This window comes from Acinetobacter sp. M5A5_2a (genome assembly GCF_053345265.1).
Genome location: NZ_JBKEZV010000002.1, coordinates 250866 through 275126 on the forward strand (window position 1 = coordinate 250866; position 24261 = coordinate 275126).

The window sequence follows — 24261 nt, forward strand, 5'->3', positions numbered from 1 at the left end:
TAATTCCCTATATTTTTAGTGTTATTTTCCAGACTCAACTTTTAAATAAGTTCCATCTGCATACACGTTGTGTCCAAAGCCACAACCCGAGTTACCCTCGTTTTGTTTGACCTGAATGAAGTTTCCTAATTTCGCATTGGTTTTAAAATCGAGCTGAATGCGGCAGTCTTGATCTTTATAGACTATTTGCTTTTTATTACTCGGCATTGTGGTACCAAACTCACCCATGTTCGGGCCGTAAATTAAGCTTCTAAGGCCCATATATAAACCAGCATAGCTGATCGCATATTGCCCCTTCTCACGGCTTACAGTGATGTGGTCCCATTCGCCAAAACCTGAGTAACGCACATATTCACCAGACAAGTCATTTGATGCTTTTGGTGCAGGTAATTGCTTAAGATTAAACTGGCTAGATTTTGATTTGTCATCGAGCATAAACCACGATCTTGCCCAAAGTGGCTGACCCAGTTTTGCATAGGCTAAACCCACGTTATTGTTAGCAACTTCAATATCTCGGTCAGTAAATTTAACCGTGGTTTCATCTGCATTGGCTTTACAAAACGCAGTCCAAGAAGCTTGATTCTGGAAATTTTCTAGGGCTTTTTTATATTGTTTTTGGTCGTAATTTTTCTTACCTAAGCTCGCGTATTGCTTCACTTTATTACAGCTTTGTTGTAGCTCTTGTGCAAAAGAAAATTCTGCATGAGTAACCGACAAAGCCGAAAGTGTCAGAACCGCGCACCCTGAAATAATAGATTTAATCATTTTTAAAATTCTTTAATAATTAACTAATTATATAATATGAGCTAGTTCGACAAATCACAATTCTCTGCAACAAAAGTCCATTACAATGCTAGTTAGCTTAGGCTCTTTTATCAGGCCATATAAAAAGGCCTGAACGTTTAAGTCCAAGCCTTTTGATTTTTAGAGTTTAGCCAAATCTCAACTAAGAAGACTCACTTAGACTCAAACTAGAATGATGATTTTGACAAATTGCGCTTTGTAAAATCTTCATACTATTTTTAATCGCATCTTCGACCTGTATTTGACTCTCTCCCATGAAATGAATTTTTGCAGGAATATTTTCATAACTAAAATTGTTATGGTCGCCACTTTCTTGAATTAACTGATATGTAATCGTTTCATTCTCTAATTCTTTAATGCCATTAAATAAAAAGCCAGAACTATACGGATTGGGCATCATCAGAAAACCAGTGATTTTCGTATTTACTGGCTCTAGCGGAATATTCATTGCCGCCTTAATCCACATTTCATATAAGTCCACTGACTCATTACGTAATGTAATGAACGGAATTTCCCCTCCACCAACTCGCCCGCCAACCTCTAAAAAGACCAGCTCACCTTTAGATTCAATAAATTCAAGATGAATCGCCTGATCTTTTAATTTTAAGAATTTACATACGTCTAAAGTAAATGTTTCTACTTTTTGAATAAACTCAGAATTATCAATCGTGACTGAGCCTAATGGCGCACCGTTTCTGAAGTCTAAACAGGTATTAATATATTTTGAGACTTTAAAGTAAGGCATTTTATTGTCAGAAATAATCGCATCGACGTGATAGATATCTCCCTCAATAAATTCCTCGACTTCGTAGCCTGCATAGGAAGACAAATGCGGAATATCTTGCAATTCACTGATTTTTATTACGCCTTCAGAAGCCGCACCTACCTGAGGTTTTAAAATAATCGCTGAGCCACTTTCTAGCAGAAATTTCTCAATGTCTTGGTGTGAAGACACTTCTGCATATTTAGGGTAACGGACAGTAGAATGAGCTAAAGCATCCTTCATTTTTTTCTTGTTACGGCACAACAAATTGTCTTCAACCGTTGCGCCCACAATATTCAATTCAGTTCGAATGCGAGCGGCAGCATCGAGGTCATATTCCGAGATGGCAATAACATAATCTATTGGCTTTTTTTCATAGATTTTTACGGCTTCTTTTAATACATCCTCTTCATTTAATTGTTCTAAACCCGCTATGTAGTAACAGTTTGAAGAGGTGATATAGCGCATGGTGTCTACTAATGAAATATAAGAGACATGCACGGCATCGTGATCTATATATTTATTAAAGTCAGACAATTCATCGTCATATCTATTGATGATTAATACATGTTTCATATGACTTTCACCTGCTCATGTATATGTGTGACTAAACTACGGATCTTATCTTCACTTTCAGAACGGAGAATGATGTAGCCTAATCGTGAGGTCCAATCATGGTTACACGCCAGTTCATCGTCTGCTTCGTAGTAGAAGTGATGGTGTACACATTCAGGTGCTTCTAACAGTTGCTCTAGCCCACTAAAACCTTTAAAAAGGCGGTGATTGCCTTGAGGAATAAAGGCAATTGCAGAGACGATATTTTTCTCTATTGAAGGTGAATATGGCAGGTCGAGATATTCACTCAGTACAGCTTGTGCGAGATCAAAATTAGTCGCCAGTTTAATTAACTCAACAATATTGTCACCCGGTAAACGTGCAGCTAACTCGATCGCTACGGCTTTTCCCTGAGGTGTTACTCGCAGTTCTAAGTGAAAAGGTCCGATGTTTAATTCTAAGGTTTGAATGACTTTTGCGGCATAACCAAAAACGTGTTCAGAAAATTGACCGTCATATTGATTACCCACAATATGCCCAATTTCGACAAAGTAAGGTTCAGGACCTAATAGCTTCTCTGTCAGTGAAGCGAAGGTTATCTTTCCATCTGTATGGACAATTCCTTCGACACTGTATTCCTTCCCTACAATGTATTCTTCAACAATTAAATCACCACTTGCATAGAAGCCAATATCATTAGGTTTAGATTTCCAGATCGCTTCAACTGTTCGTAAAAGCTCCTCAAAATCTGCAACTTTTTTAACAGACATACTGCCCGCCATATCAACCGGCTTCACTACAGCAGGAAACTTAAATCCTTGAGGTAAGCGAATCTCTTTACCCTGTGAAATCAAGGCATATTTAATATCGCTCAAGCCTGACTTGGTTAGCTTGTCACGAAATTTGAATTTATTTCGAACCGTTTGCGCTGTCGTATATTCAAGAGAGTTTTTAGCAAATGAATTGCCTAGCTGTGCTGCCATAGGTACGGCATATTCAACCCCCGGTAATATCGCTCTTACGGTCTTTAACTCATTAATTTTAGAGAGTTGGCTATGAAAATCACTGGTATCTATTTTTATTATCTCTTTTGCTTTTTGTCGCATTGTTCCATCAATGCTGCACTCTCCTTCGTCAGTAGAAAAAACATATAAATCTATACCTAATTCTTGAGCGGCATTTAAATAAGTGATGCCCGAAGAAATAGGTTCTATAACTACTACAGTCATTGTTACAGTCTCCGTTAGGGACCAAAACTTTCCAACTCACACAGAGGCTGATTTAAAATTTTATTAATTATTGGGGTAGAACCGACACCCACAGTTAACTCGTGAGAGTCCAAATAATTTGAAAAATCAAATCCATTATTCGTCCACGTACAAAACGGGATATTTATAATATTGACCTCAGCTTCAACTTGCTCTCGAAAAACATTGACGCAATGTTGATGGTAATGACTTAAAACTGACCGATTAATCGCATAGATATTCACTTTAGAAATAGGATTTTTTCGGATGAGATCCAATCCCCGAGTAAGTGCAGCACCCATACCACTTCCACCGCTTACAATATTAAGCGTAGATATGGCCTTCTCGTATTCAGGTTCTATATGATTATTCAGGTTATATTCTAATTGGTCACCAATCGCTAGCTTTTGAAATAAGTTAGAAAATATTCCATTTGGTCTTAATTTTATGTGCAAAACAAAAAAATCATAATTTTTCACACCCAGTGAAACCACAGAGTAACTTCGAATTAAAGATTCTGATGGGTGTTTGATATTTACAATTGCTTTAGAACTAAAGAAGGTCCTTTTAATTTTAAATGTGAGCTCAACAATATTTTCAGAAAGAAAATTTCTAGTTATTAATTGAGCCACACTAAAATTATTAACCAATGGTGCGATTTCGACATCGCTCTGAGCATAGCTAATACAAGGTAAGAACTCTTTATCTATGGCAACTTGGTTTCCCGATTCATATACGACTCCACCTTTTAGTTTACATCGACAAACTCGGCACACACCTTTTAAACAGCCTTTCATCACCGTGCTATCAGGCACTGCATTGATAAGAGGCTGCTCAGAATCAGCAATGAAAATATGCTCTTTAATGCGAACATTCACCATTGGCATATTCTAATTCCATTGCTATGAAAGGGTTTCAGCACGCACAGCCTGAAAATACTCTCCTACCATCGGAACAAAGCTATTGATATGCTTGATTGCAAGATCAAAGTCTTCTTGAGTTTTAATTACAGAAGAAAGCATATCTGTCATCATGCCGCTATGGTCTTCAGCTTCATCAAATGCAACATGCGAAGCTGCGCCCGATACAGCCTGATTCCCCATATGAACACCCGCTTTTTGCGTAATAAAATTATTAAATTTGTCGCCATAATATTCGAGGAACCAGTCCCAAACGACTGCTGGCAATGCACCAAATTTCTCTACACAAAAGTTTAAATACCCCATCAGTTTCCATGTTTCAGGAAATGCATTTTTTGAAATAATCTGATCTGAAGAATATCCATATTTAGTCAAGTCTTGACCAAACATTTCATCGTGTCCAAATTCATCATATAAATAATATGAAAGCTGTTTTGCAGCAGAGATATTATTGATTGCTGCAACGCGTACAGCATTTGCATCTAACTCATTATTCATATGAATGCGAATAACGCACTCTAAAATATGTCGTTTATAATATTTTTCATCGAACCAGTCTTCATTATGAAATTTATGCATAATTTCATCTTTTTTAAACTCGCTATGCATAGCATGATCAACCGCACTTTCTAATTTTTTCAGACTTTCCTGTGAAAAAAACACGTTTTATCTCCGTTATATTTAAATTATTATCCAAGTATTAAATACTTATTTAGCTAGAATTAAGATTATTATTAATCAAACTTAAAACAAGCAAATATTATGTTTAAATATATTTTATAAAATGTCAACAAAATATTATTTTTTAGATTTTCTAACTAAAAGAAGTATTATTAATCAAAAATAAAAGTAATAAATTTAATTAACAATTAAGCAACAATATTGTTTAAACAAAAAAATTAATTCCAATTAATATTCACCACCAACAAATTTTAAATAACTTACACTTCATGGAAAAGAAGGAATTTAACAGGGCTATATTATTACAAAAAATAATGTAGAATCCTTGTGGCTAAATATATGGAAGTATTATAAAAGTGAATAATTTAATTATCGGAACCCTATTTGCGCTCTGTGCAGCTGCACTCAATGCCTCTATTGGTGTGATTAGTAAATTACTCATGCATAGTGGTTTAAACCCACAAGATATTGCCTTTTTAAAAACCATTATTGCCTTTTTCTTTTTAAGTGTTTTTTTATTTAAAGTCCCTGTTCGCCAGAAGATTGCATACATAAGTAGCACTCCAAGCAAGCTCAGTGTTTTTGCTCAAATTGCGATATGTGCCTTTTTAGGCATTTTCTCTCTATTCTTTTTCGAGACCATTGCCTACAACCACGGTGCTGCGGCCAATGTGGTCGTGGTATTAATGGCTTCAGCAGCTATTTCAGCTTTATTTTTTGGCAGATTAGTTTTAAAAGAAAGTATTTATATTCATTCAATTATTGGAACATTATTAGCTGTAACGGGTATTAGTGTAATTTCATGGAAAGGTGAAAATAGTTTATTAATGCTTATCAATGCTTCTATTGCAGGTATTGGATATGGTTTATTTTCAGTATTAATTAAAAAATTCAGATTAAATGGTGGTTTATTTCTAACCAAGTACTTATTACTTTTTGGTAGTGTTTATCTTGCTGTTCCCTTTTTAATCAACTTTCATAGCATAAACTTTAATACTGATATCATTTTAGGTTTGGTTGGTTTAGCAGTCTTGCCTACAATTCTTGGCTTTTTCTGTACCACCAAAGCTTTGTCTTATATGAGTGCGGCAAAAGTACAAGTGACTGAGCTTTCTGAACCAATTTTTGCGGCACTCATGGCTTGGGTCTTCATTCATGAGCAACCGACTTTATCTTTTTTATATGGCGCGATTTTCATTATTTCAGGCATCTTCTTAATGAATAGAGCGCCTAAATCATAATTTAGCTAATTTCATTTATATTGCTCTGCGTGGTGGCAAGCCACTTGCACCACACTGGCAAAATTAATCGCCATTTGTGAAGGTGCATGTTTTTTATATGCAAGCGCTAAACCCACCGTAGGTACTGGCGCTTGCAACGACCGATAAGCCACACCCTGTATTTGCAATTGTTTGGTCGACTCTGGAACCAAAGACACCCCCAAGTTTGCAGACACTAACGATAAAATTGACACAATTTGCGGTGCATTTTGCCCAATTCTAGGTTCAAAGCCACAGCTTTGGCATGCTTGTCTGATCGCATCAAAAAGCCCTGCACTAATTGAAGGTGGAGAGACAATAAAATCAAGCTCTCGAAGGGAAGCTAAATCAATTTCTTTTGATGACTCATCTAGTTTAAAAGACTCTGAAGGCAAGGCTGCAATTAAGGGTTCAGCCAATAACTCTTGAATGATTAAGCTCTCTGGAATATGACTTGGAGGCCGAATAATCGCGACATCTAAACGATCTTCAAGCAGTAAATCGATAAGCAGTAAGGTGTTAGCTTCTTCAAGCTTTAAATTCACTTTAGGATATTGCTGCTGAAAATAGCGAACGCATTTAGGAATTAGAGGATTCAACATTGAAGTACCTGTAAAACCTAATCGCAATTGGCCAACTTCACCATTTGCCACTTGTTTGACTAAGTTCGCTGCATCTTCTACACGCTGCTGTACAGGCTGAATGGCATTTAAAAAGGCAAGCCCAGCTTCGGTCAGTTCCACCCCATGCGGAGAACGAATAAATAAATCTGCACCGAGTTCTTCTTCTAAGTCTCTTATTTGCATGCTTAAAGGCGGCTGGCTCATGTTTAAGCGATGCGCCGCTCTGGTAAAGTTTTTTTCTTCTGCTACTGCTAAAAAGTAGCGTATATGCCTTAGTTCCATCGCTATATATAAAACATATCATGATCCCTTGTTAAATATATTAGAAAAATACCATCTAAATTGCTAATTTTAATTTATCGAATTTTCTCGATGAAGCACGCCGAAAGGCGCTGCACCTCTTTTCTGTCATGGTTATGATATGAGCTCTTCATCTACACCCAGTACCTTAAGCACTGAAGCAACTTCTGTCCTTTCCCGCGAGTGGATTCACAAAGGTACTAAAGCCTATAAACATGCAGGCTTCGCTTTATTCTTGGTAGGCTTTGCTAGTTTCTCTCTGATTTATTGCGTACAGCCGCTTCTGCCAGCGTTTAGCCAAAGCTTCCAGATTAGCCCTGCAAGCAGCTCTTTAGCCTTGTCTTTAACGACCGCCTTTTTAGCGATTTCAATTGTCCTATCGAGCGCTTTTTCACAAGCGATTGGCCGTCGTGGTGTGATCTTCAGCTCAATGCTGTGTGCAGCTATTCTTAATATTGTGGCGATGTTTACACCTAACTGGCACAGTTTACTCATAGCACGAGCACTAGAAGGTCTATTGCTTGGCGGTGTACCAGCCGTAACCATGGCTTGGATTGCTGAAGAAATCGCACCTGAACACCTTGGTAAAACCATGGGTTTATATATTGCAGGTACAGCCTTTGGTGGAATGATGGGCCGTGTCGGCATGGGCATTTTGATTGAATATTTTTCTTGGCGCACTGCTTTAGGCTTACTTGGGGTAATCTGTTTTATTTGCTCGATTGCTTTTTTGAACTTACTTCCTGCTTCGCGTAATTTCGTCCAGAAAAAAGGTTTGAATTTAGATTTTCATATACAAATGTGGCGTACCCATTTAAGTAATTTCAAATTGCTACGTCTATTTGCAATTGGATTCTTGCTGACCAGTGTATTTGTGACTCTATTTAACTACGCTACTTTCCGTTTAAGCGGTGCGCCTTATTCACTGAGTCAGACGCAAATTAGCCTTATTTTCTTGTCGTATAGCTTTGGTATGGTGTCTTCATCATTAGCAGGTAGCCTAGCCGACCGCTTCGGTAAAAAAACCATGATGATGAGTGGCTTTGCCTTAATGATTGTGGGCAGTCTCATGACGCTACTCACCTCTCTTTTCGGCATTATTATCGGTATTGCATTTATTACGACGGGTTTCTTTATTACCCACTCACTCACAAGCAGCTCAGTGGGTGCTGAAAGCAAACAAGCCAAAGCCCACGCCAGTTCACTGTACTTACTGTTTTACTATATGGGTTCGAGCATTGTTGGCTCGGCAGGTGGTTGGTTCTGGTTACACGGCGGATGGAGCGCCATAGTCGGTTTAACCGTTGTACTTTCATTACTTGGAATATTTTTAGCGGTTTCTACCTCACACGCAAAAGCTCATTAATTTTTAACTTAAAGGAACCTCACATGTCGAGTTTATTTGTTTATGGCACTTTAGGCCCGGGCCGACCTAACGCTCATATCCTTGAAAATATTGGCGGACAATGGACAGAAGGCTGGGTAAATGGAACCTTACGTAACGAAGGTTGGGGCGCAGATTTAGGCTATCCGGGAATTGTGCTCGATGATGCTGCTAATCAAGTTCAAGGTTTTGTTTTTAGCTCAGAACACTTAGATTCGAACTGGAAATTGCTTGATGATTTTGAAGGCGAAGAATATGAAAGAGTACCTGTTCAGGTCACTTTAAATAGTGGCGAACGTGTTGATTCATTTATCTATGTGTTGAAAACCTAAGTCATTTTCAAGCTAAACTGCATAAGCACTTAAAAATAGAACGAAAAAATTCAAATGCTCATTTTTTGGCTTGTATTTTTTTTAAGAAACTGTAAAATTCATTCCACATCGCCGGCATAGCTCAGTTGGTAGAGCAACTGACTTGTAATCAGTAGGTCCACAGTTCGAATCCGTGTGCCGGCACCATCATTAAACCTCATGAATATTTGATTTATGGGGTTTTTTGTTGCCTGTAGATTTTATAATACTCAAAAATTTATAGGTATTACCAAAAAATTGAGTGCAGATCTATTGATCTACACCCTTCAAATTATTTTTCGTATTTCTCCAATTCAGTAACCATCTCTTTTGCCGCTGCTATAATTTTAGGTAAAACATACTAATAATATTTTTAAAGAATATCTTTTCGAGAAAAAGCTCTTGTCAAAAACTTTGTTTTTTAAATTCGATAAACACTTATTATAAATCTAAACTTCAAAATAACTTTCTAAAACCAATTTATTCTTTTAAAAGCAAAATATGGTGCCGCTAATTTATTAAAAAATATAGGATTAAAATAAGAAATATTAAAAAGATAAGATTATAATGCGCCCCCAAATAAGGTCATGTTAATAAGACCTATTTTATAAACTTTAATTCATTACGATACCAACAAGGAAAAATATGAAACTCCGTTTTATTTTACCTGCTTTATTTCTAACGTTACCTTTAACAACATATGCCCAAGACACCACATCTCAAATTCAAAACGTTGCAAACCCACCAATTTGCTTAATTGAGGGTACTCCTTCAGCAGAACACTATAAATCTATTAAACGTATTAAAGTCGCGAAAGGAACATATGGTGGGTTTGAAGAAATAAAACCTAAATTAGCCATTGTTGCCCGTAAATATGGTGCAGATGTGGTGATTAATTATCATCAAAGCCAAAGATTTGGTTTCTGGCCGTGGCGTATTGTTCGTCCTGTACTTACAGGAACTGCCGTGAAATGGAATACGCCTGTTGATTGTGCAGCCTTAGGTGGAAAAGAAATTCGTTAATACAAAATGAAAAAAGCCCAACATCCTGTTGGGCTTTTTTCGTATTTCGTTACTAGGTACACTTCCTGTAATACCTCACGTCCTGATGCATAAACTTATTATTGTTGTTTTACGTTTTGGAACTTCCTGTTCCCGTTAAGTGCATCATAGGTAATTTATGAAGTCATAGAAAGACTCAAATTTCCCGAATGTATGTAAGAAAAAGCGTACATGGTTCTTTTAAATTTAAAACTCGATTTACCTATTAATAAAAACTGAAAATATGAATTTTCAAAAAGTTCAGTTCGTCAATTAGATAAGAAAAATATATAATGAACCTATTACTTTATTTCTAAAATAAATTTAAAAACAACAAGGAACTTAAATGTTTACTTTACCATCAAATCTTTTTCAACCTTTAGTGATCATACTTACATGCCTTATTTTGATTGTAAGTAAAATGCCTCAGCTAAAATTTAGAAAAACTATATTATTTCTAGCGATGAGTAGCCTTACTTTAATGATTATTTTAGGAATATTTGGCTTCTTTAATTAAGTTTTATTTCTTGCTCTTCTCTATCATTTTTTCAAAGTGTCTAAGGTTTGGGTTGAGCGTATCCCAATTATAGGCTTGGCTCACAAAGACTTCCGCCCTAGGCTGATAGAGACTTGGGTCATCTAAAGTTCCTGCACGTATTGAAATCATTTCAGGGGCAATTTCAGGCAAGCCAAAAAGCTGAGAACCACAAGTCGGGCAAAACGCTCTTTTAATGGAACGACCAGAAGAACCTAACGTCTCAAAATATTTAAGCTCACCACTTACTTTCAATTCAGATTGATGAAAAAAAGCAATTGGCGCATATGCCGAACCCGTCGCCTTCTGGCAATCTCGACAATGGCAATTAAAGCTATAACGTGGCTCTGCTTCGCTTTGGTAGCTCACTGCTCCACACAAACACGATCCCTGATATTTAGCTGACATAGCTCATCCTATTTTTTTATTGCTGTGATTTGAATATAACGTACATATCCAGCTTGGTAGAGTTGTTGGCATAACTTTGCAGTCATTTGAATTTTAAAATTTGCCAATCCGCGGCTTTGGTTTTGTTCTTGTTGATTTTGAATATATTGCGAAAAACCGAGTAATACAGGTTCTGATAAATCTTCAATTTGGATATCTGTAAAACCTTGTTGTTCTAAAGCATTTCTTAGCGTTTTCTCGTTTGGCACATTGTCCCAAACCACGTCTGCCGCTTTAAGCAGATAGCGATACTTCTGTTCTTGTAAGACTGTCATGTTTTGACATGAATCAGCTTTCATTAAGTAATGAAAACCTAATCGGCCTTTTGAATTTAAAACTGGAGTGACTGAGTTAAGAAATGAATTTAAAGAACTGTGATAAGCCGCGTCGATACACAACACCACATCGAAAGATTGTTTGAATTCAAATTGTTTTAAATTTAAAAATGAACCCATGTAAATCTGGTTTATTTCGGGAATAAATTTTTGAATTTTATTAACACATTTAGCTTGCAGGTCAACTGCACTAAGGCTTTTGGGCTGATAGTGTTGTAACCAGTGCATTAAACTTGCACCCTGTCCACAGCCTAAATCTAATAGATGATCTTTTGAATTTAAATGAACTGCTTGTGCCAAATGGTCAGCCAATTGGCAACAAGCTTCACGATAGTTTTGGGTATTTTTCCAAAAGCCCAAATTTGTCCAAGCAAGCTCTCCATCATCTCCCAAGCTTGATGCATCAATTGCATATTTATGAGAAATGAGTTTAGAAAGAGCTGCTTGAACTTTTGTTTTCACAATTTTAGTAACCGAGCTCAGGAGCAACTTCAACCTGAGGCTTTAAACCTACAAATGGTAAAGGTGCACCTAAAATTTCAGCAATGTGCATTGCAGAAGTAACGGCTGACTCTAAAATTGGCAAGCCATCACATGACCATGAACCACAGTAGAATACTTTACGGTTTAAGTCTAAATGACGTTGTTGCAATTCTTTATTTAAAGCAATTGTTTGCGAGTCAACTACTGCACGCGTTAAGGTCACTTTTGAAATAACTTTTTTAGGGTCAATATCAGTGACTGGACGCCAAGTCTGGAATACAGGATTTTTACCAACCAGTGTTGGTTCAACTGCATTCATCCAAACTGTGAATTGCTGACGCGTAAACTTACGATCCATCATATAGCTAAGCACTGACCAGTCTTTACGGCGTGGTGGCATTACTGTGGCATCTGTATGAATCACAAGATCACCTTGCTCAAAACGGAATTGCTTCAGCAACTTCATATCTTCAGCAAATTGTTCAGGGTTTAAAAACTCATCGATCTTAGATGTCGGAGTTGCAACAATCACGCGATCAAATAAATTCTGTTCACCTTGGCTGTTTTCAACCAATACTTTTTCGCCTTGTAATTCAACTTTTTTAATAGCCGATCCGCTATGGATGTCGATATCTTTAATTAAGCTATCTACAAATGCAGGTGTACCACCTTTCATACGTAACAGCATGTCGCCATCAGTTAAGTGACGTAAAAACTCAAGTAGATTTTTTGCAGGCCAGTCGCCAATTGTTTTTGGGTTACACGTACAAATGGTATATAGCACTGGCATTACCACACCATGCCAGAATACTTCTTCTATATCGTTCTGATTAATAAATTCAGCGAGAGTAATATCTTGATTTTTAGATTTGAAAAACTGGTGGATTGCAGTTTTTAATTGCAACATCCCTTTCACAAGACGCCAGCCATATTGCTGGATACCTTTACGGTTATTGATAATCGGGAAATTACCAATACGGCTACGAGATGTGGTTAACCATGTTTCAGTACGGTCTTCAAATAACCAGCTACATGACATATAAGTACGAACCGGAAAAGTTTTAATACCTAAATGAGCAGCAAGGCTGAGTGTGTTTTTCCACAAATGTGGATTCATAACACGCAATGGCGCATCAATAATTCCACCGTCGAACTCAATACTATGGCTATCCATTCCCCGGCCAGGAAGTGCTTCAAATATCGTGATCGTATGCCCTGCATCTTTCAGAATTCTTGCTGCCGCAAGACCTGCCATTCCACTGCCAATAATTGCGATATTCAAAATGATGTCCCATTTTTCGAGAATTTTTTTGATTATCACTCATACCCTAAAAAAACACCGTATTAAAAACTACCAGATTTTTATTTTTTACATGAATTTATATACAAAATATTTAGTTTCTTACCCATCTCTTTTTTTATATTTTCTTACAAAAACAAATAAGCATATAAAACCTTATATTCTTTAGAAATTTAAAAAAAATCTTTTAAATAAATAAGATAATTTAACTATATTTATATCATTTGTTTTACAACTATCTTTTTTTGGGATATCATGAAACCACAATAATGAGAACCAAATCACATAAAACAATGCCGAAACAACAATGCCAACCATCATAAAAACAGAACCTTTACAGCGAAAAAGCCCGCTATTCACACTTGATAGCGGGCTTTTTATTACTTTGCTTTAAGGGTTAATCGAGAGGATTTATCCTTCTTGCATGATTGAACCGAATTTTCCACGATTAAAATCATTAATCGCTTCCATAATCTCAGCTTTGGTATTCATTACAAATGGACCATAACCTTCGATTGGCTCATTAAGCGGTTGACCTGTTAACACCAAAAATTTAGTGTCTTCTTCTGCATTTAGGGTGAACTCAACGCCTTCACGAGATAAAATCGCAACGGTTTTACCTTCAAGACGGTTTGAGTCATTAACCACAACTGTCCCCTCTAACACCACAACAAGCGTGGTATGACCTTCAGGCACATAAAGAGTATGTTTTTGGCCTTTAACCAGTTTGCCATCCCATACATTTAGTGGACTAAATGTAGTTGCTGCACCTTCTGCATCTGCATATTCACCTGCAATCACACGCAAATGGCTACCATGCTCATCTAGTGCAATGTCTGGAATATCTTTGGCTTCAATCGCCTGGTATTTTCCAGGAGTCATTTTTGAATTGGCAGGTAAATTTACCCACAATTGCACCATCTCAAAAAGACCGCCATGCTCTGCAAATTCAGGAGAATGGAACTCTTCATGTAACACGCCTGCACCAGCAGTCATCCATTGCACATCACCAGTTTTAATGGTTCCGCCACCGCCGCTTGAGTCTTTATGCGTCACTTCGCCTTGGTAGGCGATTGTTACTGTTTCAAAACCGCGGTGAGGATGGGAACCTACACCTTGCTGCTCGGTCGTTGGTGAGAAGCTATAAGGCGCTGCATAATCCAGTAGCAAAAATGGGCTTAGGGTTTGGCCTAAACGGTCATAAGAGAATAGGTTATATACAGGGAAACCATCACCCACCCAATGCATCTGGTTATTTTGATATGCACCAAGAAATTTCTTCATCTGATCTCTCCTATATATGTAGGATTTTCTTGAACTGGGATTGATTTTACGCCTCAATAATTGCAGTTTATAGATCAGGATTAGCAACACATTATTTCATCTATGAGACAATCGTGCCTTTTCAGAATATGTCTCGGCTATCGTCCTATTTTTAAAATTCTTAATCCTATTTTTTAGACTTAATCACAACATAAAACTCAACTAGCATAATTTTAGGCAATGATGACCTACTCAATAATTTTTCATCATTCATTTTGATAACATGAGGAAATAAAAAATGGCTCAAGATTACGTGCGTTTAGACAAGGATAATGCTGCAGTTCTTTTAGTTGACCACCAAGCAGGTTTACTTTCTTTAGTTCGAGATATCGATCCAGATAAATTTAAAAATAATGTATTAGCACTTGCAGATGCTGCGAAATATTTTAATTTACCTACTATTTTAACGACCAGTTTTGAAAATGGTCCAAATGGTCCTTTAGTTCCAGAGTTAAAAGAACTTTTCCCAGATGCGCCTTTTATTCCACGTCCTGGCCAAATCAATGCATGGGACAATGAAGACTTCGTAAAAGCTGTCAAAGCGACAGGTAAAAAACAACTGATTATTGCAGGTGTTGTGACTGAAGTTTGTGTAGCATTCCCTGCTTTAGCTGCATTAGCAGAAGGCTTTGAAGTGTTTGTGATTACCGATGCTTCTGGTACTTTCAATGAATTAACCCGTGATGCTGCTTGGGACCGTATGTCAAAAGCAGGTGCTCAGCTTATGACTTGGTTTGGTATGGCATGTGAATTACACCGTGACTGGCGTAATGATGTAGAAGGTTTAGGTGCATTATTCTCAAATCATATTCCTGATTATCGTAACCTGATGACCAGCTATAGCTTTAATACATCGCAAAAATAATGACATGACCAAGATTAGAATGCTTAAGCACTCTAATCTTGCATTTAAATGGATTGATCTGAAATTGATAAGCTCTTTTGATGATTTTTATTATTTCTATTTGGTCGTAAAACACGGCGGCTTTAGTGCGGCCAGTGAAGCCGAAAATATTAGTAAGTCAAAGCTCAGCCGACGCATTATTGACCTTGAAAATAAATTTAATGTCAGCCTGATTCAAAGAACAACCCGCCATTTTAAAGTGACCGATTTGGGCCAAGAGTTTTATGAGGAATGCTGTAAAGTTATTGCTCAAGTTGAATGTGCAGAAAACGTTTTGTTAAAGCAAAAAAGTGAACCTCAAGGGTTGGTAAAAGTGAGTTGCCCACCTCTGATGATGCATTTTCAAATTAGAAAAATTTTAAATCAGTTTTTAAAAACCTACCCTAAAGTTGAAATATCTCTTGAACTTACAAGCCGTCGAGTAGATATTTTGCATGATGACATCGACCTCGCGATTCGGACCAATTTCGAACCCAATGAAGACTCAAATCTTATTGTTCGTGATGTGATTAAAACCGACCACTGTCTAGTGGCTTCGCCTGAATTGCTACAAGGTCGCACGATTGAGCATTATTCCGAATTACAAGACTTTCCAAGTATTAGCTTGGGAACCCAAAAGCAAAATTATATCTGGCATTTATGCAATATTCGCAATGGCGAATCGGTTGATGTGCCTTATCAACCACGTATAAAAAGTAATGACTTGGCAGGTGTCTACTATGCTGTTATGGACGGCCTAGGAATCGCAGACCTTCCCTTTTTAACCGTTGAATCTGAAATTCGTAAAGGCACACTGGTTCATATTCTTCCTGACTGGAAGTCAAATATTGGCATGCTACAACTGGTTTATGTGTCTAGAAAAGGCCAACGTCTTGTGGTTGAAAAACTCATTGAAACACTGATTAATGAATTAAGACATTTGCCTGAAAGTGCTCAAGGTTATTCATTTTCATAATGCATTGAGTACTTCTTTTAGTAGAGAACAGATGCATTCTGTTTAAGTTCTTTAAACTTTTCTACAAGAAAATCAATTAACAACTTTACTGAAGGCAACAATCCACGCCTGCTTGTATACACCAAATGAATCATTTCAGGAGGAAATTGCCATTCAGGCAATACGTTCACGAGTGTTCCTTTAGCAAGATCTTCATAGACCACAAGTTCTGGTAATTTTGCTACCCCTAATCCTTGTAACGTGGCGTTTCTTAAAGCTGTTAAATCCGTAGTGGTGAACCGAGGGTAGCATTTTACTATGGCCTCTTGTTGGTCTTGAGAATAAAGATGCCATGCATATTCGGGTGCAAAAGACTCCATCATTAAAATAGGCCAATCGGCTAATTGCTCAGGTCTTGAGATTGAAAAATATCGACTGGTTAAATTAGGGCTAGCAACAACAAACTGCCGGGCCAAAGCCAACTCACGAACAATAGAATCACTATCAGGCAAAGGTAAAGGCCGAATTCGAATGGCCAGATCAAACCTTTCATCAATCAGGTCGACTCTTCGGTTTGTCGCCTCTACATGTAGTTTAATTTTAGGATAAAGCGCCAGAAATTCATTGAGCATTTCACTCACATTAATGTGCAGTAAGTTTGTTGGACAAGACAATTTAATTAGGCCACGTGGTTCCGCTGTTAAATATTCAATCGCCTCTTCTGCTGCCTCTGCTTCAATCAGCATTGCCTTACAGTGTTGGTAATAAATCTTGCCCACCTCAGTAATCGAGACTTGGCGGGTTGTTCTATTGAGTAACTTCACACCAAGCCGATTTTCTAGTTCTGCCATACGTCGGCTTAATAAAGACTTGGTCACCATCAACTCGTGACTCGCAGCTGAAAAACCGCCGCAATCAATAATCTTTACGAAAAAAAAGAGGTCATTTAAGTCTTTCATCTGGTCATCCTGACATATCACATATTAATCACAGTGTATTTTCAGCAAGCTGAATATAAAACATACCATATTGTTCTTCATGCATGACAATGAGTTCTATTTTAGATATTTTTCGCCATTTATCCTATTTGTAATATGAATTACACCCTTACCAAACAGAGCATATAACAATGACAACTCCAGCAAACTTCAATGGTCAGCGTCCAGTTATCGATCCAGATGATTCAGTCATGCTTTTGATCGATCATCAAAGTGGTCTATTTCAAACTGTAGCAGACATGCCAATGACCGAATTACGTGCCCGTGCAGCAGCATTGGCTAAAATCGCAAGCTTGTCGAATATTCCAGTGATTACAACTGCTTCTGTCCCACAAGGTCCAAATGGCCCCCTTATTCCAGAAATTCACGCAAATGCACCTCATGCACAATATGTCGCCCGTAAAGGTGAAATCAATGCTTGGGACAATCCTGAATTTGTTGCCGCAGTAAAGGCTACTGGCCGTAAGACTCTTATTATTGCAGGGACAATTACCAGCGTTTGTATGGCTTTTCCAGCAATTAGTGCGGTTGCAGAAGGATATAAAGTTTTTGCAGTGGTTGATGCTTCAGGAACTTATAGCAAAATGGCGGAAGAAATTACGTTAGCGCGTGTTGTTCAAGCTGGTGTAGTTCCTATGGATACGGCAGCAGTTGCTTCTGAAATTCAAAAAACATGGAATCGAGATGATGCACTTGAATGGGCACAAGTTTATACTCAAATTTTCCCTGCCTATCAGCTACTGATTGAAAGCTATACCAAAGCTCAAGAAGTGATTAAAAATAGCGAAGTTTTAGACTCAGCACGCTAAGTCCCGATCTTATCTAAAAAAAACCGGTCATGAATGGGCATGACCGGTTTTTGTGAAACATCACATACAGCATAACTGCATGTTTTCGTTCAGAACAAAACGAACTTGTTTTATTCCTTACTCAGATAAGTCTACGCAGAGGTATTTCATTTCAACATATTCTTCAATGCCGAATTTTGAACCTTCACGGCCTAGACCTGACTGTTTTACGCCACCAAACGGAGCAACTTCATTTGAAATTGCACCCGTGTTAATGCCGACCATACCGTACTCAAGCGCTTCACCTACTCGCCATTGACGAGCTGTGCTTTGTGTAAACAAATAAGCAGCTAAACCAAACTCGGTATCGTTCGCCATTGCTACTGCTTCATCTTCTGTTTTAAAGCGGAATAGCGGTGCAAGTGGACCAAATGTTTCTTCTTTAGACACTTTCATGTCTTGCGTTACGCCAGTTAAAACAGTTGGTTCAAAGAAAGTACCGCCCAGTGCTGAACGCTGACCACCAATACGAATTGTTGCACCTTTCTCAGTTGCATCTGCAATATGAGACTGAACTTTTGCAATCGCATCTTCATCAATTAAAGGCCCTTGAGTTGAACCTTCTTGACGGCCATCGCCAACTTTAAGCTTAGACACCGCTTCAACCAAACGCTCAGCCAATGCATCGTAAATACCGTCTTGAACATAAATACGGTTCGCACAAACACATGTTTGACCGCTGTTACGATATTTACTTGCCATAATGCCCTGAACCGCTTGTTCAAGATTGGCATCGTCAAATACTACAACTGGTGCATTACCACCTAGCTCAAGTGAAAGCTTTTTAATAGTTGGCGCACATTGTTGCATCAAGATACGACCAACTTGTGTTGAACCAGTAAAGCTCAGCTTACGAACGATATCGCTTTCACATAAAGTTTTGCCCACTTCAGCCGCATCACCGCTAATGTTAATTAAAACATCAGTTGGTAAGCCTGCTTGTAATGCCAAAACTTCAAGCGCATAAGCTGTTAACGGCGTTTGCTCTGCTGGTTTAACCAACATTGAACAACCCGCAGCAATAGCTGGACCTGCTTTACGTGTAATCATGGCAGCCGGGAAATTCCACGGCGTAATTGCAGCAGTGACACCAATCGCTTGTTTAATCACGAGCAAGCGTTGGTTTGGTAGTGTCGGTGTTAAAACCTCACCATCAACACGGCGAGCTTGCTCAGCAAACCAGCGGATGAATGATGCTGCATAACCAATTTCACCACGAGCTTCTGCCAATGGTTTACCTTGCTCAGCAGTTAAAATCTGTGCCAGATTTTCTTTGTGCTCAAGCATGAGGTTGTACCATGCCAATAACACATCAGCGCGAGCCAAGGCAGTTTGCTTTTTCCAAGCAGCTTGCGCTTTTGCTGAACGGTTAATTGCGGCTTCAACCCCTGTGCGGTCATAGGTTTTCACCCATGCCAAAGTTTCACCCGTAGCAGCATCATTTACCTCGATATAATCATTTGATGCAGGCGCTTCTAATGAAATATCAGGATGTTTTAATAAATACTGCAAATTGTTTTGAATCATGCAGATTGCTCCATTGCTTTTGCACTACCTGCTTTGAGTGTCGCAAAACCTTGTTTCAGGATATCAAGGCCTTGACGGAATTGCTCAGCAGGAATGGTTAATGGATATAAGAAACGAATTACATTACCGTATTTACCACAAGTAAGAAGTAACAACCCGTTTTCCATTGCATAGTTTTGTACAACTTTTGCTTGCTCAGCAGTTTCTAGTTCTACTGCAACCATTGAACCTAATGCACGAATATCAGTCACTACATTGCCTGTTGCTTGCTGAATGTCTTTAAGCGAAACAACCAACTCAGCGCCTAGCTCATTTGCACGGTCGCATAAGTTTTCTTCTTCAATCGCATCAATCACTGCATGCGCGGCAGCAACCGCAATCGGACTACCTGCATAAGTACCGCCTAATCCACCTGGGTTTGGCGCATCCATCACTTCTGCACGACCAACTACACCCGAAATTGGGAAACCACCGCCCAAGCTTTTCGCCATCGTGATCAAGTCAGCTTTAGTCTCGTAATGGTTCATTGCAAACAATTTACCAGTACGTGCAAAACCAGACTGAACTTCATCTGCTACCAATAAAATACCGTGCTTATCGCAAATAGCGCGTAAACGTTTTAAGAACTCGGCAGGTACAACATGGAAACCACCTTCACCTTGTACTGGCTCAAGCACAATTGCTGCAACATCGTGTGGTGCAATATCTTCACTGAAAATATCTTCAACGCTTTCAATTGCCGCGTCTACTGAAATACCTTTAGCAGGCACAGGGTAACGCGCGTGGAATACACCAGCTGGCATAACACCGAAATCACGTTTGTAAGGAGCAGTTTTACCTGTCATTGCCATGGTCATGAATGAACGACCGTGGAAACCGTTACCAAAAGTGATAATGCCGTGACGACCAGTGTAACAACGGGCAATCTTCACCGCATTTTCAACTGCTTCTGCACCTGTTGTGAAAAAAGCAGACTTGGCAGGTCCTGCAATTGGTGCACGCTCATTAATACGCTCAGCTAAAGCGACATAGCTTTCATAAGGTGTAACTTGATAGGCAGTATGAGTAAATTTAGTGAGTTGTTCAGTTACCGCTGCAATCACTTTAGGGTGGCGATGGCCTGTATTTAAAACCGCAATACCACCAGCAAAGTCGATAAATTGGTTGCCTTCCTTGTCCCAAAGCGTGGCATTTTCAGCTTTTTCCGCATACCACTGACACATCACGCCTACGCCACGTGGAGTTGCTTGCTGTTTACGTGCGTTAAGTGCAGAATGTTGATTATCCATTTGATTCCCTCATATTTTCATCATCAGTTGCAGCTTTGGTTTTTACATCCTGTGCTTAATTTTCAGGGTGCTTTACAACAACTGCCTATGCATGTAATTTCGCTCGTCTGGCGGCAACTGACGAGAGCCATTTTTTAACTGTAGGAGAGAGCCAATTGCGTAGTTTACTTGGAGATCATTTGTTACAACGGCTCCAACAGGACATCGAGGGTAAACTCCATCAGCGACTTTTTCGTTGTCTACGCGCTGCCATTATTGATGGAGTGGTTCAACCAAAAACGCGCTTGCCCGCTTCACGGGATTTGGCCAGTGAAATTCATGTTTCGAGAAATACAGTTCTTACGGCCTACGAACAACTACAAGCTGAAGGCTATTTAGAAGCACGTACAGGCCATGGCACATGGGTTGCAGAGAAACTACCCGAAAGCTTTTTAAATACAAAGAATGAAAAAAAGAAAACTAATATTCATAAGGTTCAAAACTCTTATGCGCTATCGCAACGCGGTTCAAATTTATTAGGCTATGCAGCAGCCTCTCCACATCAATGGGGTGCATTTGTGCCTGGAGCTCCGGACGTTACCGAGTTTCCACATCATATTTTTAGCCGTATTCAAGCAAAATTAAGCCGTGAGCCAGACATTAACCGTCTGATTTATAGCAACGCGGGCGGATGTATTGAACTTCGAAGTGCGTTGGCAGACTACTTACGGGTTGCCCGTTCAGTTCAGTGTGATGCTGACCAGATTATTATTACCGAAGGTATTCACCAAGCGATTGATTTAGTCTCACGTGCGCTCAGTGACATTGGTGACCGGATCTGGATTGAAGATCCAGGCTATTGGGGAATGCGTAATACTTTACGTATTAATGGCGTTGATATTCAACCAATGCCAGTCGATGCCGAAGGCATTATCCCCGAAGAAAATCCGGTTAAACCACCTAAACTCATTTTTGTGACGCCCTCACACCAATATCCACTCGGTTCACATTTAAGCCTAGATCGCCGACGCAAATTGATTGAGATTGCCCGCCAGCACAATAGCTGGATTGTAGAAGATGATTACGACAGTGAGTTCCGTTTCTCAGGCCAGCCCTATCCATCTTTACAAGGTTTAGAAAATGATGCGCCAGTGCTGTACATGGGCACATTCAGCAAAACCATTTATCCATCTTTAAGAATTGGCTATTTGGTAGTGCCTAAGCCGCTCTTTTCACCCTTACGGATTGTGGCAGCTGAACTCTATCGTGGTGGGCATTTGCTCGAACAAAAAGCTCTAGCTGAATTTATTCGTGAAGGCCATTATGAAGCACATATTCGTCGTATGCGTCTGCTCTATGGCAAACGGCGTGATTACTTGGTGAGCCTGATTAAACGCTATCTAGGGCCTGAATTTATCCACGAATACGATGAAGCAGCAGGGTTACATCTGGTTTTAAAACTGCCAAACTCTTGCGATGATGTCGCGATTGCAGCGACCGCACTTGAACGTGGTGTCAAAGTTCGCCCACTTTCACAGTATTACATGCAATCACATGCCCACGCGCAACGTGGTTTACTTATGGGTTTTGCCTGCGTCAATGAAAAAGATATGGTGATGGCTTTTGGTGTGCTACTCCAGTGCTTACGTGAAGCAGGTGTATCAACCCTGAATTAATTCTTTAATCTCATCATACTGAATAAAAAAGAGCCTCATAAACAGGCTCTTTTGATTTCTAAAATATTAAACTAACTTTTCTTCTTGAGTATGAGTGAGATGAGTTGTTCTACGGTCTTTACCCCAACCCAGTTTTTCCGACAATATTCCGAAGAACACAATAATGCCGAACAATGCTGTGGTGTAAATCACTTCTTTGAAATATGTGCCTTCAATCAGCATGGTGAGAATTGCCCCAATAATTGCAAAGATCACCACATAAGTCAGATAAGGGAACATCCACATTTTAAAGTCAATTTTCACCCCTTCAGCTTCTAGTTTTTTACGCATACGAAGCTGCGAATAAGCAATGGTCAAATACACATACAGTGTTGCCGCGCCAGTCGTTAGCATGAAAAAGTCATAAACATCCATACTCTTGGTTGCAGTTAAAATCACGGCAATCACAGAGAAAAAGCATGACACAATTACGCCAACCCACGGGCTGCTTTTACTGTTCACAGAACCAAAACTTTTCGGTGCATCACCACGTTTAGCTAAAGAGAACAACATACGTGAACACGTGTAAAGTGCTGAGTTAAAACAACTACATACCGACGTTAACACCACAAAATTCACAATATGGCGAGCCCCCGGAATACCAAGTGCACTTAACGTTACGCTATAGGTTCCCCAAGTCGAATCTTTCAAAAGTTCATTGTTGTGAGGAATTAAGCATACCGCGACAAACATTGAACCTACATAGAACAAAATAATTCGCCAAACCACTGAGTTAGAAGCTTTACGAATTTCTTTAGAGGGATTTGCCGATTCTGCTGCCGCTACAGTAACAATTTCAGCACCAATATAGGCAAACATGACCCCAAGCAAGGCAGTAATGACGGATGATCCTCCATTTGGCATAAAGCCTTGAGAGGTTAAGTTACTAATACCAGAAGCAGCCGGATTACCCCAAGGCCATAAATGCATGATGGCCAAACTACCAATCACAAGGAAAATAACAATCGCGATAACTTTAATGAGCGCAAACCAGAACTCAAACTCGCCATAGTTTTTCACGTTTTGTAAATTGACTGCGACCAATGCGACAATGACCACGACCATATAGGCCCAGATTGGTATAAATGGGAACCAATTGTTGAGAATTTTACCTGCTACATAGGCTTCCCATCCCATGAGCATTGCGAGAGTACACCAGTACAACCAGCCAATTGAAAAGCCTGCCCAACGACCAATCGCGCGGTCTGCATAAGTTGAAAAAGAGCCACTGTCTGGGTTTAAAACGGCCATCTCGCCTAACATACGCATGATGAACCAAACGAGTAGACCACCTAAAGCGTAAGTTAGAAAAACTACAGGGCCCGTATTGTAAATAATGCTACCTGAGCCCACGAATAGAGAACCACCAATAACCCCTGCAATTGAGATCATCGTTAGGTGGCGTGATTTAAGTCCATGTTTTAAACTTTGGGAGTGATTGGCTTCAGAACCATTTTGATGAGCTGCCATATCATTTTCCTTAATATATGGAGGATATCGGCCAATCTCGGAAATCCTCCGAAGCCAACTATATCCCCTAAAAATTTAGCCGTTTTGCCCAATTCCTAAAACAGAAAATTCACTGAGCTTATCCGGCGCTTCCGTATGCATACTTCCAATGGCTTTAATTTGTCGTTTCGGCCCTGAAGAAACGAGAGCCATTTTTGTAATAAAAGAGAGAGCCAATTGCAAAATTTATACGCAAAATTGGCTCTTT

The 24261-nt window shown here is 39.1% G+C and carries 22 protein-coding genes and 1 tRNA gene; 9 read left to right on the forward strand and 14 right to left on the reverse strand.

Annotated features, from left to right (window positions below):
• Positions 1–21 precede the first annotated feature (21 nt).
• From ACLBWE_RS03580 to ACLBWE_RS03600, 5 genes are all read right to left on the reverse strand, one after another.
• Positions 22–765 carry a hypothetical protein gene (locus ACLBWE_RS03580; protein WP_281835888.1) on the reverse strand — a complete coding sequence of 248 codons (744 nt, stop codon included), beginning with the start codon at positions 763–765 and terminating at the stop codon, positions 22–24.
• A gap of 181 nt (positions 766–946) precedes the next feature.
• Positions 947–2143: an ATP-grasp domain-containing protein gene (locus tag ACLBWE_RS03585; protein WP_447601221.1), complete on the reverse strand. Its 1197-nt coding sequence runs from the start codon at positions 2141–2143 to the stop codon at positions 947–949.
• On the reverse strand, positions 2140–3351 hold the full coding sequence (locus tag ACLBWE_RS03590; protein WP_447601223.1) for an ATP-grasp domain-containing protein: 1212 nt from the start codon (positions 3349–3351) through the stop codon (positions 2140–2142). Before ACLBWE_RS03590 ends, ACLBWE_RS03585 begins: the two co-directional genes overlap by 4 nt.
• Before the next feature lie 14 nt (positions 3352–3365).
• Positions 3366–4256: an FAD-binding oxidoreductase gene (locus ACLBWE_RS03595; protein WP_003653954.1), complete on the reverse strand. Its 891-nt coding sequence runs from the start codon at positions 4254–4256 to the stop codon at positions 3366–3368.
• A gap of 15 nt (positions 4257–4271) precedes the next feature.
• Positions 4272–4952 (reverse strand): hypothetical protein, encoded by a 681-nt coding sequence (locus ACLBWE_RS03600; RefSeq protein WP_003653956.1) that lies wholly within the window; start codon positions 4950–4952, stop codon positions 4272–4274.
• A gap of 374 nt (positions 4953–5326) precedes the next feature.
• On the opposite strand from ACLBWE_RS03600, the gene ACLBWE_RS03605 reads away from it, so the two are divergent.
• Positions 5327–6211: a DMT family transporter gene (locus tag ACLBWE_RS03605; RefSeq protein WP_447601226.1), complete on the forward strand. Its 885-nt coding sequence runs from the start codon at positions 5327–5329 to the stop codon at positions 6209–6211.
• A gap of 11 nt (positions 6212–6222) precedes the next feature.
• Here ACLBWE_RS03605 and sxtR read toward each other — a convergent pair whose 3' ends face one another.
• Complete coding sequence (sxtR, locus tag ACLBWE_RS03610; RefSeq protein WP_447601228.1) at positions 6223–7134, reverse strand: multidrug efflux pump transcriptional activator SxtR; 912 nt, start codon at positions 7132–7134, stop codon at positions 6223–6225.
• Positions 7135–7273: 139 nt separating this feature from the next.
• On the opposite strand from sxtR, the gene sxtP reads away from it, so the two are divergent.
• From sxtP to ACLBWE_RS03630, 4 genes are all read left to right on the forward strand, one after another.
• Positions 7274–8518 carry a multidrug efflux MFS transporter SxtP gene (gene sxtP, locus ACLBWE_RS03615; protein ID WP_198496624.1) on the forward strand — a complete coding sequence of 415 codons (1245 nt, stop codon included), beginning with the start codon at positions 7274–7276 and terminating at the stop codon, positions 8516–8518.
• 23 nt (positions 8519–8541) lie between these two features.
• The gene (locus ACLBWE_RS03620; RefSeq protein ID WP_447601230.1) at positions 8542–8868 is read left to right on the forward strand and encodes a gamma-glutamylcyclotransferase family protein; all 327 of its coding nucleotides are present in this window, start codon (positions 8542–8544) and stop codon (positions 8866–8868) included.
• Positions 8869–8978: 110 nt separating this feature from the next.
• Positions 8979–9054: transfer RNA gene (locus ACLBWE_RS03625), tRNA-Thr, on the forward strand.
• A gap of 477 nt (positions 9055–9531) precedes the next feature.
• Complete coding sequence (locus tag ACLBWE_RS03630) at positions 9532–9909, forward strand: hypothetical protein (RefSeq protein WP_198496626.1); 378 nt, start codon at positions 9532–9534, stop codon at positions 9907–9909.
• Positions 9910–10447: 538 nt separating this feature from the next.
• On the opposite strand, the gene ACLBWE_RS03635 is transcribed toward ACLBWE_RS03630, so the two are convergent.
• From ACLBWE_RS03635 to ACLBWE_RS03650, 4 genes are all read right to left on the reverse strand, one after another.
• Entirely contained in the window at positions 10448–10870 is a 423-nt protein-coding gene (locus tag ACLBWE_RS03635; protein ID WP_005038116.1) for a GFA family protein, read from the reverse strand.
• Positions 10871–10878: 8 nt separating this feature from the next.
• Positions 10879–11706 carry an SAM-dependent methyltransferase gene (locus tag ACLBWE_RS03640; RefSeq protein WP_447601233.1) on the reverse strand — a complete coding sequence of 276 codons (828 nt, stop codon included), beginning with the start codon at positions 11704–11706 and terminating at the stop codon, positions 10879–10881.
• A gap of 4 nt (positions 11707–11710) precedes the next feature.
• Positions 11711–13009 carry an FAD-dependent oxidoreductase gene (locus ACLBWE_RS03645; protein WP_044425777.1) on the reverse strand — a complete coding sequence of 433 codons (1299 nt, stop codon included), beginning with the start codon at positions 13007–13009 and terminating at the stop codon, positions 11711–11713.
• A 429-nt stretch (positions 13010–13438) separates the two neighbouring features.
• A complete protein-coding gene (locus ACLBWE_RS03650; protein WP_447601235.1) occupies positions 13439–14311 on the reverse strand; it encodes a pirin family protein in 873 nt (290 codons plus the stop codon).
• 277 nt (positions 14312–14588) lie between these two features.
• Here ACLBWE_RS03650 and ycaC point away from each other — a divergent pair, with 277 nt between their 5' ends.
• Both ycaC and ACLBWE_RS03660 read left to right on the forward strand, forming a co-directional pair.
• On the forward strand, positions 14589–15215 hold the full coding sequence (gene ycaC / locus ACLBWE_RS03655; protein WP_003653981.1) for an isochorismate family cysteine hydrolase YcaC: 627 nt from the start codon (positions 14589–14591) through the stop codon (positions 15213–15215).
• 19 nt (positions 15216–15234) lie between these two features.
• On the forward strand, positions 15235–16209 hold the full coding sequence (locus ACLBWE_RS03660) for a LysR substrate-binding domain-containing protein (RefSeq protein WP_447601446.1): 975 nt from the start codon (positions 15235–15237) through the stop codon (positions 16207–16209).
• A 17-nt stretch (positions 16210–16226) separates the two neighbouring features.
• Here the strand turns inward: ACLBWE_RS03660 and ACLBWE_RS03665 are convergent, their stop codons facing one another.
• Positions 16227–17147, reverse strand: a complete 921-nt coding sequence (locus ACLBWE_RS03665) for a LysR substrate-binding domain-containing protein (RefSeq protein ID WP_447601238.1) — start codon at positions 17145–17147, stop codon at positions 16227–16229.
• Positions 17148–17317: 170 nt separating this feature from the next.
• On the opposite strand from ACLBWE_RS03665, the gene ACLBWE_RS03670 reads away from it, so the two are divergent.
• Entirely contained in the window at positions 17318–17995 is a 678-nt protein-coding gene (locus ACLBWE_RS03670) for an isochorismatase family protein (protein ID WP_003653987.1), read from the forward strand.
• Positions 17996–18112: 117 nt separating this feature from the next.
• On the opposite strand, the gene ACLBWE_RS03675 is transcribed toward ACLBWE_RS03670, so the two are convergent.
• A complete protein-coding gene (locus tag ACLBWE_RS03675; RefSeq protein WP_447601240.1) occupies positions 18113–19561 on the reverse strand; it encodes an NAD-dependent succinate-semialdehyde dehydrogenase in 1449 nt (482 codons plus the stop codon).
• On the reverse strand, positions 19558–20850 hold the full coding sequence (gene gabT, locus ACLBWE_RS03680) for a 4-aminobutyrate--2-oxoglutarate transaminase (RefSeq protein ID WP_017391017.1): 1293 nt from the start codon (positions 20848–20850) through the stop codon (positions 19558–19560). The genes ACLBWE_RS03675 and gabT overlap by 4 nt, the downstream gene beginning before the upstream one ends.
• A 155-nt stretch (positions 20851–21005) precedes the next feature.
• Here gabT and pdxR point away from each other — a divergent pair, with 155 nt between their 5' ends.
• Entirely contained in the window at positions 21006–22505 is a 1500-nt protein-coding gene (gene pdxR, locus ACLBWE_RS03685) for a MocR-like pyridoxine biosynthesis transcription factor PdxR (RefSeq protein WP_198078417.1), read from the forward strand.
• Between the two features lie 66 nt (positions 22506–22571).
• On the opposite strand, the gene ACLBWE_RS03690 is transcribed toward pdxR, so the two are convergent.
• A complete protein-coding gene (locus ACLBWE_RS03690) occupies positions 22572–24014 on the reverse strand; it encodes an amino acid permease (RefSeq protein WP_003653993.1) in 1443 nt (480 codons plus the stop codon).
• Positions 24015–24261 lie beyond the last annotated feature (247 nt).